The 15,885-nt window shown below is 56.8% G+C and carries 13 protein-coding genes; 11 read left to right on the top strand and 2 right to left on the bottom strand.

Translation table 11 applies throughout. From position 1 onward, the window contains the following. Window positions 1–96: 96 nt before the first annotated feature. Window positions 97–708 (bottom strand): GNAT family N-acetyltransferase, encoded by a 612-nt coding sequence (locus IEX04_RS03260; protein WP_188683656.1) that lies wholly within the window; start codon window positions 706–708, stop codon window positions 97–99. Between the two features lie 329 nt (window positions 709–1,037). Between IEX04_RS03260 and IEX04_RS03265 the strand changes: the two genes are divergently transcribed. The 6 genes from IEX04_RS03265 (at window position 1,038) to IEX04_RS03290 (ending at window position 8,629) form a co-directional block, all read left to right on the top strand. Continuing rightward, on the top strand, window positions 1,038–2,021 hold the full coding sequence (locus IEX04_RS03265) for a siderophore ABC transporter substrate-binding protein (RefSeq protein ID WP_188683658.1): 984 nt from the start codon (window positions 1,038–1,040) through the stop codon (window positions 2,019–2,021). A 91-nt stretch (window positions 2,022–2,112) separates the two neighbouring features. After that, window positions 2,113–3,093, top strand: a complete 981-nt coding sequence (locus tag IEX04_RS03270; RefSeq protein ID WP_188683659.1) for an ABC transporter permease — start codon at window positions 2,113–2,115, stop codon at window positions 3,091–3,093. Window positions 3,094–3,097: 4 nt separating this feature from the next. Further along, window positions 3,098–4,147 (top strand): iron chelate uptake ABC transporter family permease subunit, encoded by a 1,050-nt coding sequence (locus IEX04_RS03275; RefSeq protein WP_188683661.1) that lies wholly within the window; start codon window positions 3,098–3,100, stop codon window positions 4,145–4,147. Then, window positions 4,144–4,899 (top strand): iron ABC transporter ATP-binding protein, encoded by a 756-nt coding sequence (locus tag IEX04_RS03280; protein ID WP_188683663.1) that lies wholly within the window; start codon window positions 4,144–4,146, stop codon window positions 4,897–4,899. The genes IEX04_RS03275 and IEX04_RS03280 overlap by 4 nt, the downstream gene beginning before the upstream one ends. A gap of 1,154 nt (window positions 4,900–6,053) precedes the next feature. Continuing rightward, window positions 6,054–7,169, top strand: a complete 1,116-nt coding sequence (locus tag IEX04_RS03285) for a PrpF domain-containing protein (protein WP_188683665.1) — start codon at window positions 6,054–6,056, stop codon at window positions 7,167–7,169. Window positions 7,170–7,180: 11 nt separating this feature from the next. Continuing rightward, entirely contained in the window at window positions 7,181–8,629 is a 1,449-nt protein-coding gene (locus tag IEX04_RS03290; protein WP_188683667.1) for an SLC13 family permease, read from the top strand. A gap of 174 nt (window positions 8,630–8,803) precedes the next feature. On the opposite strand, the gene IEX04_RS03295 is transcribed toward IEX04_RS03290, so the two are convergent. Next, window positions 8,804–10,021: an MFS transporter gene (locus IEX04_RS03295; RefSeq protein ID WP_229676975.1), complete on the bottom strand. Its 1,218-nt coding sequence runs from the start codon at window positions 10,019–10,021 to the stop codon at window positions 8,804–8,806. Between the two features lie 188 nt (window positions 10,022–10,209). Here IEX04_RS03295 and IEX04_RS03300 point away from each other — a divergent pair, with 188 nt between their 5' ends. From IEX04_RS03300 to IEX04_RS03320, 5 genes are read left to right on the top strand one after another with little or no spacing between them, the layout of a single operon-like run. Continuing rightward, on the top strand, window positions 10,210–10,863 hold the full coding sequence (locus tag IEX04_RS03300) for a TetR/AcrR family transcriptional regulator (RefSeq protein WP_188683671.1): 654 nt from the start codon (window positions 10,210–10,212) through the stop codon (window positions 10,861–10,863). 9 nt (window positions 10,864–10,872) lie between these two features. Continuing rightward, window positions 10,873–12,483: a carboxyl transferase domain-containing protein gene (locus tag IEX04_RS03305; protein ID WP_188683672.1), complete on the top strand. Its 1,611-nt coding sequence runs from the start codon at window positions 10,873–10,875 to the stop codon at window positions 12,481–12,483. Window positions 12,484–12,498: 15 nt separating this feature from the next. Further along, a complete protein-coding gene (locus tag IEX04_RS03310) occupies window positions 12,499–14,559 on the top strand; it encodes an acetyl/propionyl/methylcrotonyl-CoA carboxylase subunit alpha (protein WP_188683674.1) in 2,061 nt (686 codons plus the stop codon). Beyond that, the gene (locus IEX04_RS03315) at window positions 14,556–15,080 is read left to right on the top strand and encodes a MaoC family dehydratase (RefSeq protein WP_188683676.1); all 525 of its coding nucleotides are present in this window, start codon (window positions 14,556–14,558) and stop codon (window positions 15,078–15,080) included. Before IEX04_RS03310 ends, IEX04_RS03315 begins: the two co-directional genes overlap by 4 nt. Continuing rightward, window positions 15,073–15,879: an HpcH/HpaI aldolase/citrate lyase family protein gene (locus IEX04_RS03320; RefSeq protein ID WP_188683678.1), complete on the top strand. Its 807-nt coding sequence runs from the start codon at window positions 15,073–15,075 to the stop codon at window positions 15,877–15,879. The genes IEX04_RS03315 and IEX04_RS03320 overlap by 8 nt, the downstream gene beginning before the upstream one ends. Window positions 15,880–15,885 lie beyond the last annotated feature (6 nt).

A 15,885-nucleotide genomic window follows, 5' to 3' on the forward strand; every position in this document is an offset into this window, starting at 1 on the left:
TCTCAGAGTAAGTCCTTAGAGTCGTAAGTACCTCTTGAAGGTGCGAGTGATGACAAGAAGCCCCTAACGCAATCTGCGTTGGGGGCTTCGCTCATGCTAGAGAAGCGTTTGATCCCGTTCGCTGCGTGCGAGCCATTCATCGGCCAGTATCGCGTAGCTCATCGAGTCAAGCCATTGGCCCTCACGATGCAAACCACTTTGCACCCCGTAGCCTTCACGGCGCATTCCAATGCGCTCCATGAGCCGCCACGATGGTTCATTATCCGCAAAGCATTCTGCCACGACCCGGCGCAACCCTAACGGGCCAAAGCATAGGTCCAACACACAGCTCACGGCCTCGCTGGCGTAGCCTTGGCCGCCATCAACCGGATTAAAGCTCCAGCCTATTTCCGCTTCGACGCCGCGCGCCGTTGCGGCAATTTCGCTTTGCCCCCAGCCGTCTTGCACCTTGACCATCACGGTTCCGATCAGTCGCGGCTGACCGTTTGCGTCGGTTAGTTCAACCGCCACATCATAGGCGTAGCGTTTTGCGGCCATGAATTGGCCTAGATATTCTTCGAAGTTCGCTGCGCCAGAGGTAATCCAGCGTTGGACTTCGGGCAGCTTGCGATACTCCCACGTTGCTTGGGCGTCGCCAGCTTCCAGCCGGCGCAAGACCAATCGTGGGGTGCGTATCGGCCAGCTGACCTTGTCCAGAGAATCGCTCATTCTCGCATTTTATCGTCCAGGCCAGTGGCCCAAAACGTCAGCGTGCGAACTCGTGACCTTAAATGACGCGAGCTGACCACTCTTTCTTCGGAAAAACAAAATAATTTGATTACGCTTCAGTGCACTATATAGCCCGGCTCCCTAGCTTGGCTCACCTAACTAAACGCGGAATTTCGCGGTAAAATCCGAATTTTACGCACCACAACCTTCCGTTAGTGAGCTACATAACAGTACTCTGGCTTATTCGATTTAGGTCAGCTTAGGCTAGGCTAATTACCAGATCACTTACTTGTGCGGCCAACGACGGTCGCCCTTTCCTGAAGGATGACATGGCTTCCATGAAACTTCGCGCCGCAGCTCTGCTTGGCGTCGCAGCAATGACCTTAACCGCCTGCGGTTCGAACACCGCAGCCCCGGCAGAGTCCGCACCGGCAAGCACCTCCACCGTGACGTTCACCGATAACAACGGCGAACACACCATCAATACCCCTGCGAAGTCTGTAGTCGCTACCGACAACCGCACCTTTGAAACCCTGGAATCCTGGGACATCAAGCTGACCGCCGGCGCAGTTGCGCTGATGCCAGACACCATCAGCTACGCCAAGGACAAAAACGTCGTTGACCTTGGAAGCCACCGCGAGCCAAACCTCGAAGCCATCGTTGAGGTCGCTCCGGACCTAATCATCAACGGACAGCGCTTCACCCAGCACGCCGAGAAGATCTCCAAGCTGGCTCCCGAGGCCACCATTGTGAACCTTGATCCACGCGAAGGCGAGCCTTTCGACAAAGAGCTCAAGCGTCAGACCACCGTACTGGGAGAAATTTTCGGCAAGCAGGCCGAAGCCAAGGCACTGACCGATGAGTTCGACAAGTCGGTAGCGCGCGCCAAGGCAGCCTACAACAAGGATGAGAAGGTCATGGGCCTGATCACCTCGGGCGGCGAGATCAACTACTCGGCACCGGGCAGCGGACGTAGCGTTGGCCCAGCCTTCGACATTCTGGGCCTGACCCCGGCACTGGTTGTTGAGGATTCCTCCACCGACCACGAGGGTGATGACATTTCCGTGGAAGCTATCGCAGGCTCGAACCCAGACTGGATGCTAGTCCTTGACCGTGACGGCGCAGTCGCAGCGGATGAGTCCGGCTACACCCCGGCCGCCGACCTGCTCAAGAAGTCCGAAGCGCTGGCAAATGTCACTGCTTCAAAGGAAGGCAACATCGTTGTCATGCCGGCCGATACCTACACCAACGAAGGTATCCAGACTTACACCGAGTTCTTCAATGACTTTGCAGATGCGCTGGAATCCAAGTAATTCCAACGCTAACTAGCGTCTACGTGGCGCAGTCGATTACCGGCTGCGCCACGTAGTCGTATCCACCACACACCACATATATGGCGGCATCATGACGACTACGACCCCCGCGGTCAAACCCAAAGGCAGGCTCCTAGAGCCCAAGCTACTGCTTGGAATTCTCGGTGTCCTAGTGCTCTTGGGTTTTTCCCTGTTCACCGGTGTTTATGACATCTTCGGCACCGATGACGGAACAGCGATGTTCGCCATTACCCGCATTCCGCGCACCATCGCGTTGGTCCTCGCCGGGGCTGCGATGGCAATGAGCGGATTGGTCATGCAACTGCTGACGCAGAACCGCTTCGTAGAACCCACCACTACCGGAACCACAGAGTGGGCCGGGCTGGGCTTGTTGACCGTGCTGATCATCAACCCGGAGGCCTCGCTGCTGGCGAAGATGACCGTGGCGATTATCTTCGCGTTCATCGGCACCATGGTGTTTTTCCTCTTCTTACAGCGCGTCTCACTGAAGGCTTCGCTGACCGTGCCGATTGTGGGAATTATGCTTGGCGCCGTGGTGGGCGCCTTCTCCTCATTTATTGCGCTGCAGACCGACATGCTGCAGTCCTTGGGTATCTGGTTTGCAGGCTCCTTCACCTCGGTGATTCGCGGGCAGTACGAGGTGCTGTGGATCGTGGCTATCGTGGCCATCGCGATCTTCATCGTGGCGGACCGCTTCACCGTGGCGGGCCTAGGTGAAGAGATTGCCACCAACGTGGGGTTGAACTACCGCCAGGTGATGCTATTGGGTACCGGCTTGATCGCAATCGCTACCGGCGTGGTCACCGTGGTCATCGGTAACCTTCCGTTCTTAGGATTAATCGTGCCCAACATCGTCTCAATGTTCCGTGGTGATGATCTGCGTAGCAACCTGCCGTGGGTCTGCCTGTTGGGCATTGCTATCACCACCGTCTGTGACCTGATTGGCCGAACCATCATCATGCCTTTTGAGGTTCCGGTCTCGTTGATCCTAGGCGTACTTGGCGCGGTAGTCTTTATTACCCTGCTACTAAGGCAGCGCAAACTTGGCTAATCTCATGGCACCCCCACGCACCACACCTAAGCTTCCCGGTAAGTCGCTGTTTAATCGCGCGTCGGGAGCATTACCCACCAAGAAGACCCGCACCCGCTACTGGGTAGTCTTCTCCCTCATGTTGGCCCTAGCGCTCAGCTTTTCCTTTGGGTTGCTGGCTTGGGATAACCCGATGCCAGTTGGCTCGGACGGATTCTGGCTGATCGCCCAGATGCGCGGCAGCAGCATTTTGACCATGGCTATCGTCGCGTTCTGCCAGGCGGTCGCGACGGTGTCCTTCCAGACGGTGACAAATAACCGCATCATCACCCCCTCGATTATGGGCTTTGAATCCCTCTATATCGCGGTACAAACCGCCTCGGTATTTTTCATGGGTGCCGCCGGTGTAGTGGCATTGCAGGGGATCTGGCAGTTCACCTTGCAGGTGGCCATCATGGTAGTTCTCGCCTGCCTGCTCTATGGCTGGCTATTGTCCGGAAAACTGGGCAATATCCAGATCATGTTGCTCGTTGGCATCATTCTGGGTGCAGGCCTCGGCTCAATATCTACGTTTATGCAGCGCATGCTGAGCCCCAGCGAGTTCGACATTCTCACCGCGAAGCTGTTTGGTTCCATGAACAACGCCGATATGAGCTACATGCCGGTAGCTATCCCGTTGATCCTCATTGCCGGGTTCTTCCTGATTTCAAATTCTCGGAAGATGAATATCGTGGCCTTGGGACGCGATACCACCATGAACCTTGGTATCAATCACCGCACCGAGGTGATGCGCACCTTGTTCTTTGTGTCCATCTTGATGGCCGTATCGACGGCCTTGGTTGGTCCGATGACTTTCCTCGGCTTCTTGGTAGCGACCCTTGCCTACCAGCTGGCAGATACCTACGACCATCGTTTTGTCTTCCCCATCGCTTTCCTCACCGGTTTTGTGGTGCTCTCCGGTGCGTACTTTGTCATGAAAAACATCTTCTACGCCCAGGGTGCGGTGAGCATCATCATTGAAGCCGTGGGCGGCATAACCTTCTTGATCTTCATCCTACGAAAGGGCCGGCTGTGATTACCCTCACAGAAGTGCACAAAAAATACAGCTCGGAGGTGACCATTGGGCCGGTCACCCTCGAAATCCCTACCGGCGGCATCACCGCACTGGTGGGTCCCAATGGCGCAGGCAAGTCCACCATGCTCACCATGGTTGGCCGCCTACTAGGGATCGATTCGGGCACCATTGAAGTCGCCGGCTACGACGTCACCTCGACCGCGTCGAAGGACCTAGCAAAGATCGTCTCGATCCTGCGCCAGGAAAACCACTTCGTCACCCGGCTCACGGTACGTCAGCTCGTAGCCTTTGGCCGCTTCCCACATTCCAAGGGACGCTTGACGACGACGGATGAAGAGATCATTTCGCGGTCTATCGATTTCTTGGATCTGGCAGAGCTCGAAGGCCGTTACCTCGACCAGCTTTCCGGCGGTCAGCGTCAGCGCGCCTATGTGGCGATGGTGCTGGCGCAGGATACCGAGACGGTATTGCTCGATGAGCCGTTGAACAACCTGGACATGAAGCACTCGGTGCTGATGATGCAGCACCTCAAGCGTGCGGCACAGGAGCTAAACCGGACCATCGTGATCGTGTTGCACGACATTAACTTCGCCGGTCACTACTCCGACTACATTTGCGCGATGAAGCACGGCAAGGTCGTCCAGTTCGGCACCCCGGAACGGATCATGAACGACGAGATCCTCAGCGAAGTTTTCGAGACCCCGGTGCAGGTGATCGACGGACCGAACGGTCCCCTAGCGGTGTACTACTAAGCAGGCGCCGGCTGCCTAGTGATCTAGGGGCCTGCGGTGGCACGCGTTGGAACTGCGGTGCGGTGAATATGCGATGCCTTTGACGATGAGCGAGGACCACACTTCCTACCGCCGCATCGTGATTCACCGCCATGGCGTTCACGTGTTCTACTTCTGACGCAGCCGTCCGCCCTCACCGGCCGGAAATAATCTCGAATCCAGCCGAACCCTGCAGCTGGTTCGAGAGCACACGTTTCATTTATCACGGGCCATGCGCGAGTCGAAGGGGCAATGCCAGCATCGCGGCCAGCCAATACTCCGAGCATAATTCCGGCTCCCGAATGCTACGCGCTCGGATCTGGTTCCTTCTTTCACCTTCATACAGACCCCGCACTTTCGAGGCCTGCTCAATTCGAACGTGAAACAAAGCCAACCAAGGCTTTCTGCGATGCTGGCCAACCGACACCCAGTCTCCGGGTCCAACCGAACCAGCCTCATCGTTCCAACCCAAAACCTGATTGCAGGCGTTCAGGCTCTTAAATATTCCCGTACCGCCTAGGATGCACTGCCAGCAGGAACACTCGATGTGTGCAGAACCGGCGGTGGCCATCTCGGAAAACGGGGCCTGTCAACAGGCACCTAGCCCTCAAGCAGCAAATCTTGTTGGTCTATTCGACCGTCACTCATACACTTAGTCGTCCTAGTGCTCAGAGCCCGCGAGCTCCGTTTCTTGGCCCTGCAGCTGCCCAAAACGAGTCTCCTATCGACCTGATTTGTATGCTCTATCAAAAAATCGCTTTGGCTTCGGCCACGGACTTCGACACGCGCAAGCCGGCGAGACAACCCCAATGTCTCGCACTGTGACAAATTTTTTTGCGTCGAAACCCAGAGGTAGGCATAAGCAGAGCTTCAATGAATTGTGTTTTTGGTTAATTCTCTAAAACCTCTGGTCGTGAGACTCGACATTCGTCTGTAACTCATTCACCCAAGTGCTCAATTGCAACGTCATAGACCTGAATTCTAGGCAAATTAAGCAAATCTACATACCTCCTCTACTACGCGTACATGGTCTTCATTTGTGATCTAGCTTATTGTTTTTTGGAAGCCGGATCATCAAAAATCCGGACCAAGTGACCGGGATTATGCACGCGGCACAACGAGATCTAGGAATGAAGATGAACATACAAGCCGAATGGATGCGCGGAGGCACCAGCAAGTGCTGGGTCTTTGAAACCGATCACTTGGACTTGACTAGAATTAGCCTAGACGAGCTGCTGCCGCGATTATTCGGCAGTCCCGATCAGCGGCAGATTGACGGTGTCGGCGGGGCAACCTCGACGACCAGCAAAGCCGTGATTCTCCACCAATCCGCCGATCCGGATGTTGATGTGGAGTTCACCTTCGCCCAGGTTGGCATCGAAGAGGCCACCGTGGACTGGGGCAGCAACTGCGGAAATTGCTCTGCGGTCGTGGGGCTCTACGCAATCGAAAATGGGTGGGTGGCTCCTCAAGGAGACGTCACCCAGATCATCACCCGCAACACGAACACCAAGCAGATCATCGTTCAGCTGGTAGACACTCCCGAGGGTGCATTGCCCATCGTTCCGCAGGCTCACATGCCTGGTGTCGCATCTGCCGGATACAAGGTCGGACTCGGCTTTAAGGATCCAGCGGGAATGACCACCGGAAGCCTGTTGCCCACCGGCAACGCCGCCGATTCGCTGAGCGTGGACGGTAGAAATTGGACCGTCTCCATGGTGGACGCGGGAGCGCCCGTCGTGGTTTTCCGCGCCGAAGACCTCGGCTTGGATGCCGGGCGGTATGGCACCTGGACCGGGGATGTCGAACGGCAACTGGACACGTTGGAAAAGATCCGCCGCGAGGCTGCCGTGCGGATGGGCCTAGCCCCTACCACCGCTCAAGCCGCCCGCGCCATTCCCAAGGTGGCAATCGCCGCCGCCCCGGCGGATGACCTAGAAAGCGATATCAACGTCATGATGCTCTCCATGGGCAAACCCCACCCCGCCTTGGCGATCACCGGCAGCATCGCGCTGAGCCTTGGCGCCCGGACCCCGGGCACGGTGCTGCACAGCATCACGGGCGAGATTCCGCGTGCCGCACTGCGACTGCGCACCCCCGCAGGCGTGATCGAAACTTGGAGCGAAAAACGCGACGGTTCGATGCTGGTCGGCGTGGACCGCACCGCCCGCAGCATCGCCAGCTCCATCATCCACCTCCCCGAGACCCTCGGCAGCGCCGCCGAGGGCTCACTAGCAAGCGCCAGTTACTGAGGAGACGAACCATGACTAAAACAGCTTTTGAGCCTGCTCCCCCGACCGAAAATGATGAGATTGTCGTTCGTACCGTGAAGCCGCGGCGCAACCGCCGCGCCACGTTGATCACCATAGTCACGATCGCGTTCCTCGGTCTGCTGGCCGCCGTCTTCGGTCCCGGCATCTTCACGCCTTCTACCGGCGCCGACCCCGCAACTTCGATGACCGCGGAGCAGATCATCCCGCTGGTGGTCCTCGTAATAATGTTCATCGTCGCCACCAAGTGGCCGGTGAATATCGGTGTCATGGGGCTGGTGGCCGCCTTCGGCATCGGTTACTTCATGCTCGGCATGAGCGATAAGGAAATCCTCGCGGATTTCCCCGCAAGCATCGTCTTGACCATCATCGGCGTCACCTACTTCTTCAGCATGGCCCAGCACAACGGGACCATCGACATCATCGTGCGCAACTGCGTGCTGCTGGTACGTGGCAAGACAATGCTGCTGCCGTGGGTGTTCTTCCTCGTCGCCGCTGCGCTGACCTCGCTGGGCACCTTCTCGCCAGCAGCGGTCGCGTTGCTGGCCCCGGCCGCTATCGGCTTCGCCTACGAGTCGCGGATCAACCCGCTGCTCATGGGCGCCTTCATCATCAACGGCGCTCATGCCGGCGGCTTTTCGCCACTGTCTGTTTCCGGGGTTTTGGTGCACGATATTGCGCTGGAAAATGGGTTCCCCATCTCTCCTATCGCGCTCTTTGTCGCCAGCTTCGTCATCAACCTGATTCTCTCGGTATTAACCGTTGCGGTGTTCGCCTTGCTCGGCAAGATACGCGAAGGTGACGGCGTGGCGAATTCCGACCTTGACGATACCCGCAGCACTCGCCCACGTGGCCAGCAAATCTACACGTTGTTGTTGATTGGAGCGATGCTCGTATGCGCACTGGGCTTCGGATTGCCGATCGGCTTCGTCGCCCTGAGCGCCGGACTGCTGCTGGCACTGCTGAACATCAAGGATCAGCATAAATTCGTCGCCGGGATCTCTTGGTCAACCGTCCTGCTCGTAGCCGGCATGATCACCTATGTCTCGCTACTCACGCACGTTGGCGTCATCGACACCCTGGCCCACAAGGCTTTGGCCTTGGGCGCACCGATACTGATCGCCCTGGTGCTGTGCTACGTCATTGGCGTTGGTTCGGCTTTCGCCTCCTCCACCGCCCTGTTGGCCGCTTTCATCCCACTCGCCGGACCGTTGCTATCGGTCAGTTCGCTCAGTGCCACCGGCACGGTCGCTGCCATCGCCATCGCAGCAACCGTCGTGGATGTTTCGCCCTTCTCCACCGCCGGCGCTCTGGTCGTTGCAAACGTGAAGGAAATTCATCGCCAGCGTGTCTACCGACAGCTGATGATGTACGCTGGCGCCGTGGTGCTGGTCGCGCCCGCACTGGCTTGGGCCTTGCTGGTGCCAACCGGTTTCATGTAAACATGTAACCACTTTTCATCCAAGTGAAGGCAGGATCCCGTCAGCGGGATCCTGCCTTCACTTGTTCTTCTAAGCCGTAAATTTGCGCGGCAATGTAATTGAGCGCGGTGCGCTCTGCTTGGAGAACGACGGCTAGACCGGGCCTTCGCCGGGGCCAGGAGCACTTCTCTAGAACTACATCGGCTGGCGCGGCTCTTTCGCCCGCAGCACTGGTGAACATACCAAAACGATCACCCCGACAAGCGGGATCAGTAACAGCCCAGCTCGCAGACCCCAATTCTCAGCGATAAAGCCGACCAGCGGAGGAGACGCTAGAAAGCCGAGTCGCATCAGCCACGAAACCACACTCAGTCCAGTTCCAGGCGATAATCCCGGCAGTCTATCGGCATGCTCCATCGCCGCCGGCACCAAGGTGGCCACACCGAATCCAGCGGCAGCAAACCCGAGTAGACTTCCGGGAACCGAGGGGAACGCAAGCGCCAGACCCATGCCAAGCACTACACAAAGCGCACCAATTTGCGCAACGAGTCGCTGACCGAGCCGGTCAACCATTCCATCGCCGAGGATTCGCCCTATAAATTGAGCGCCCACCAAAGAAATGTATCCGAGTGCCGCAAAGGCTGCTGGGGTTCCCAAAGAATCGGCAAGATACAACGTAGCCCATGAGTTCCCAGCATCTTCAACCATCACTCCGGCCGTAGAGATCAGCACCAGAGCGGCCATTACCCAGGCGGTATGGTTTCGACGTTTGGCCACGGATTCAGGAGCGCCAGTCAGCTCTTGCTTAGCTAGTACTTCTTCGGCCCCTGTTTTCTCTGTCCTATCCGTGAGACAGAATTTGAGCGCAATAAGCGCGACCGTAGCGAAGACGAGAAATGATATTCCAAAGTGCACACTCAACGAGATTTTTAGCGCCATGGCTCCTGCTGCCATTAACCCGCCAAGGACCGCACCCACCGACCAGAAGGCGTGAAAAGAGTTGAGAATGGAACGTCTATAACGCCGCTGCACCAAAAGCCCGTGCGAATTCTGCGCCACGTCGGTAATGGCATCCATGGCCCCACCAAGTAAGAAGGCCCCCGCCAGCAGGGCCAAACTCGGCGCATTTCCTGCTCCAAGCAAGGCCAGCCCGGTGAGCATAGTGCCCACAACGGCTACAAGTGCAGATCCAAAACGTCGAATAAGCCTGCCTGCGGCTAGCCCGGCAATCAGCGCACCAATGGGCCATGCGGTGACTAAGAAGCCATAGCTGGCCTCCCCCAACGCAAATTCACTTTTCAGCTCGGGAAGTCGCGGCGCCATATTGGCGAAAAGTGCCCCGTTGGTGAGAAAGAGTGCGGCCACCGCCGCGCGTGCTCGGCGATTAATAGGCGATACCCGCTCAACGCTCACCAAACACCTCAGTTCCGCAGAATTTTATGGAAAGACTCCTAATTGACTCTCCCGTGGGAGTCTATCGAAGATCTAACCCGGACCTACCTAATTCAACTTAAGACATTGACACAGGTCACATTTACGACTGTACTGGAAGTCAATCAATCGATTGATAGACGTAAGTTTTGAGGAAGTGGCACTGCCCGATGGATATTGATCAGGTACAACGCGCGGCAGTCGCGCGCTTTGCCCAACAAGGCTTCGCAGCCACCGGTATCCGTGAACTTGGAACCGCAGCTGGCATCAATTCGGCAACTCTCTACCACTACGTTGGTAGCAAGCACGACCTCTTGGTCCGCATCATCAGCGAGTGCCTCAAAGCCATGATCACCGGCGGACGCGAGGCGCTGAGTGCCGCCCAAACCCCCACCCTCCAACTCGCCCAACTCATCGCCTTCCACGTCGCTTTCACTGCGACCAACCCACAGACCGCGCGGGTAGCCGAATACGAAATGCGTGCTCTAACCCCGGTGGCCCGTGAAGAAATGCAACGACTACGCGATGAGTATGAAGCACTTTTTACCAAGGTTCTGAACGAGGGCGACAAGACCGGCGAATTTAGCACCGCAGATCTCACCATGGCCAGACTCGCGGTCATGGAAATGGGTACCGGCGTAGCCCATTGGTACCGCCCCCACGGCCGGCTTTCCCTGGATCAAGTGCAGCAAAATTTTGTTGCCATGGCCTATAGGATTCTGGCCGTCCCCGAAACGGCCAAACTACCGAACACCCCGCTACCGAGCGCACAACAGCTGCCGAGCGAGCCCACCGCGCAACCTGCCACGCAGACCGTCAACTAAGGAGCACCAGTGAAGACCCTGCCCTCACAGCTCGATACTTCCTCGGAAAAGTACCAGCAAAACGCGAAGCAACACGCCGCACTGACTGAAGAACTCCATCAGCGGCTAGAGACCGCGGCGCGTGGCGGATCCGAAAAATCGCGCCAACGACATCTGGACCGCGGAAAGCTTCTGCCACGCGACCGAGTGAATCAGCTGCTCGATGAGGGCTCGCCTTTCCTGGAAATCGCACCGCTGGCTGCGGAGGGCATGTATGACGGGGCCAGCCCCGGCGCTGGGGTAATCGCCGGAATTGGCATGGTTCACGGACGCCACGTACTGGTCATTGCCAATGATGCGACAGTCAAGGGCGGAACCTACTTCCCAATGACGGTCAAAAAGCATTTACGCGCGCAAGAAATTGCCCTAGAAAATTCTCTGCCCTGCGTTTACCTCGTCGACTCAGGCGGAGCGTTCTTGCCAATGCAAGATGAGGTCTTCCCCGACCGCGACCACTTCGGGCGAATCTTCTTCAACCAAGCGAACCTGTCAGCCAAAAAGATCCCTCAGCTCGCCGCGGTCTTAGGCTCTTGCACCGCCGGCGGCGCCTACGTTCCGGCGATGAGCGATGAAACGGTTATCGTTCGCAACCAGGGAACAATCTTCTTAGGCGGCCCACCGCTAGTGAAAGCAGCCATTGGTGAAATCGTTACGGCAGAGGAGCTCGGCGGCGGAGATCTGCACGCCAAAACCTCTGGCGTGGTGGATCATCTGGCAGAAAATGATGAACACGCGTTGATGATCATCCGCGACATCATCTCAACTCTCCCTGCTAACCCAACCGCGGCCTGGGACATCGCCGAACAAGTGGCAGAACCGCTCTACTCAGCCAGTGAACTTCCAGGCATTGTGCCGGTAGACGTCAATGCGCCCTATGATGTCCGCGAGGTCATCACACGGCTAGTTGACGGCAGTGAATTCCACGAATTCAAGGCAGACTACGGAACTACGTTGGTGACCGGTTTCGCACATGTCCATGGTCATCAGGTAGGAATCATCGCCAATAATGGCGTGCTGTTCTCCGAGTCAGCAATGAAGGGCGCGCACTTCATTGAGCTATGCGACCAGCGTGGCATCCCACTACTCTTCTTGCAGAACCTCGCCGGTTTTATGGTGGGCCGTGACTACGAAGCAGACGGCATCGCCAAGCACGGTGCGAAGATGGTCACCGCAGTAGCCACCGCACGAGTCCCCAAGCTGACAGTGGTCATCGGTGGATCCTTCGGTGCCGGTAACTATTCAATGTGCGGACGCGCTTACAGCCCTCGCTTCTTATGGATGTGGCCAGGTGCTCGCATCTCCGTGATGGGTGGCAACCAGGCTTCTTCGGTGCTTTCTACGGTGAAACGCGATGGTATCGAAGCCTCGGGCGGCACCTGGAGCACGGAGGAAGAGGAATCCTTTAAAGCCCCCATCCGAGAACAATATGAAAACCAAGGAAACCCCTATTACTCCACCGCAAGACTTTGGGACGACGGCGTCATCGACCCAGCCGATACCCGCCGTGTACTGGGGCTTGCCCTTGAAGTATGCGCCCGCCAGCCATTGCCGGAGACTTCCTTCGGTCTATTCCGGATGTAATGCGAGGAGACAACCATGAACACTAAACTTTTTGACACGGTGCTCGTCGCCAACCGCGGCGAAATTGCCGTGCGCATCATCCGTAGCTTACGAACCCTAGGCATCCGCTCAGTCGCCGTGTACTCGGACGCTGATGCCGGGGCACTGCACGTTAGCGAAGCGGACAAAGCGGTACGAATTGGTCCCGGTCCAGCCAACCAGAGCTACCTGAGCATCGACGCGATACTCAAAGCATGCAAGGACACCGGGGCTCAAGCGGTCCACCCGGGCTACGGTTTCCTCTCCGAGAACGTGGATTTTGCACGCGCATTGGAAGATGCCGGGATAAAGTTCATTGGTCCGTCGGTGAAATCGATTAATCTCATGGGCGATAAGATTCGTTCCAAAAACCATGTAGTCGCTCATCAGGTACCTGTGGTGCCCGGTATTGCCGAACCTGGGCTCAGCGATGAGCAGCTGTTGGCCGCGGCCGGACAAGTTGGTTATCCGCTGCTCATCAAACCCTCAGCAGGCGGTGGCGGTAAGGGGATGTTCGCCGTGGAAACACCAGAGCAGCTTCCCGAAGCCTTGGCTAGTGCTCGGCGTACCGCGCGTAGTGCCTTTGGTGATGACACCTTGTTCTTAGAACGCCTGGTGCGCAACCCACGGCATATCGAGGTGCAGGTTCTAGCAGATCAGTTCGGTCATACCGTGCATCTGGGCGAACGCGAATGCTCCTTGCAACGACGCCACCAAAAGGTCATCGAGGAAGCCCCAGCACCGCTGTTGGAAAATCTTGAACATGGGGCGCAAATCCGCGAACGTATCGGAGCAGCCGCGGTTGCCGCGGCCGCCTCGGTAGATTACGTCGGGGCCGGAACCGTTGAATTCTTGGTCAGTGATGAGAACCCTGACGAATTTTTCTTCATGGAAATGAACACCCGTCTTCAGGTGGAGCACCCGGTTACTGAGCAGGTAGTCCGCGTGGATGGTCAGAAGTTAGATCTAGTGGATTGGCAGGTTCGTATCGCTGCCGGCCAACCATTGGACTTCGAGCAGCACCAAGTATCTCTGCAGGGGCATGCTATTGAAGCACGTCTTTACGCCGAAGACCCTTCGGCAGGGTTCCTCCCTTCAATAGGCACGGTACTCAAGGTCATCGAGCCAATCGGTGAGCATTTGCGAGTGGACAGTTCACTGCGCGATGGCTTAGAAGTCAGCGCTCATTACGATCCAATGCTGGCCAAACTCATTGCTTGGGGTGACGACCGCAGTGTAGCGCTTGGTCGCTTGGACCGGGCTCTGTCGCAAACCGTGGTGTTAGGCGTGCTGACTAACGTCGAATATCTTCGCCTACTTCTGGCGGACGTTGATGTGGCTGCGGGACGTTTAGACACAAATCTTATCGAGCGAAAAATGCAGGAGTTCGCCTTCCGCACGCCTAGCGCGCGCGAGCTCGCCCTGGCGGCTCACCTCGAAGTTAATCGCAGGCCAACATCCGGTTCCCCGTGGGGCCAAGGTGATGGATGGCGTCTAGGTTCTCGTTTAGCCACGCAACTGCACTTTGAGGTGAACGGTGAACAGCTACAACCTTCCGTACAGCGCACCGGAGATCAGAGCACCGTAAATATATCCGGAGAAGAATATGTTGTTCAACCATTGGGCGACAACGGGCTTTCAATCAACGGTGAACGATTTTCCTCCCACCATGCATTCGCCACTGACGGCACACTATGGCTCAACGAAGACGGCTGGAGCGGCTGGGTCCGTCGACTTACTCGTCAGGAAATCCTCGAAGCGAAGTTAGCCACCCTGGCTAAAGAGTCCGGAACTTTCTCTCCTCACATTGAATCCCCCATGCCCGGTACCGTGATCTCGGTTCAGGTCAGTGACGGCGAGCAGGTCAGCGCCGGTCAGTTGCTCCTGAGTATCGAAGCAATGAAGATGGAACATCAGTTGCTTTCACCGGCGGATGGCACCGTGCGTCTGACCGGATTGACCGTGGGAGATCTGGTGAAAGCCAAGCAGGTGGTCGCTACCGTGGAACCAGCAGAGGTTGAACACGAAACAACAATAAATCAGGAGCAAAACGCATGAGTGACCAAGGCCCAGAACTCATTGAACAGCGCGGACTTTATCTGGACGAACTGAAGGTAGACGCCATCTATGTTCATAAGCCCGGACGCACTCTCACTGAAGCGGATAACGTTCAGTTCACCACGATGACCATGAACAATCAGGGATTGCATTTGGATGCGGCTTGGAATGCTACCCAACCGTTCGGAAAGCCACTGGTCAATTCTTTACTGACCTTGAGCACCATGATTGGACAGTCAGTGCCGCAGCTTACCGAAGGCACTATCATCGGCCAGTTGGGCATCAATGATGTTAATTTTCCGCACCCAATGTTCCATGGCGATACGCTCTACACGCAAACCGAAATTACACAATTGCGTGAGTCGAAGTCCCGACCTGGACAGGGCATCGTCTCGATGAAACATACCGGACGCAACCAGAATGGAGTGGTCGTGGCTACCGCCACCCGAACCTGTCTCATGTGGAGCAAAGCTGCGCACCTAGCCTCGCTAGAAACTACTGAAGGTGGCACTCATGGCTAATTTCCCCTTTGGCCCTGCGATCCTCTTTTGTCCAGCAGACCGCCCCGAACGCTATGAAAAAGCTGCCGATAGATCCGATGCTGTCATTATCGACTTAGAAGATGCGGTGGCTGCCGAGAACAAGGAAATGGCACGAACCGCGTTGTTATCCAGCACGTTGGATCCGCAGCGCACCATCGTACGGGTTAATCCGGTTGACTCCGAGTTTTTTGTTGCAGACATGGTGGCCTTGCAGCAAACAAGATACCGCACAGTGATGCTCCCTAAATGTGAGTCTGCCGCGGATCCGGCACAGCTTTCCGGTTATCAGGTGGTGGCCCTTTGCGAAACAGCCAAAGGGATCACCAACATTGCCGAGATTGCTGCGGCAGCAAACGTTATCGCGCTGATGTGGGGTGCCGAAGATCTGATCGCATCTCTGGGCGGAACCTCTTCGCGAACTTCCCAAGGAAAATACCGTGAGGTGGCAAGCTTCGCCAGATCCCAGACGCTGTTGCATTCGGTCGCGGCCGGTAAGGCAGCCATCGACTCGGTGTACCTTGATATCCCTGACACCGCAGGATTACTGGAAGAATCCCGTGACGCGAAGGCCTCAGGTTTCAGCGCCAAGGCATCAATTCACCCCACTCAAATGCCAGTCATCCGGGAAGCCTTCCTGCCTACCGAAAAGGAAATCGAGCGGGCCAAACGGATTCTCGCTGCGGCGGAGAAAAACCTTGGTGTTTTCTCATTCGAGGGCCAGATGGTGGACGAGCCATTATTGCGGCAGGCGCAGGCTACGGTGCAAACACCTCGGTAGCGGACA

It is taken from the genome of Glutamicibacter ardleyensis, assembly GCF_014644555.1.
GTDB lineage: Bacteria > Actinomycetota > Actinomycetes > Actinomycetales > Micrococcaceae > Glutamicibacter > Glutamicibacter bergerei.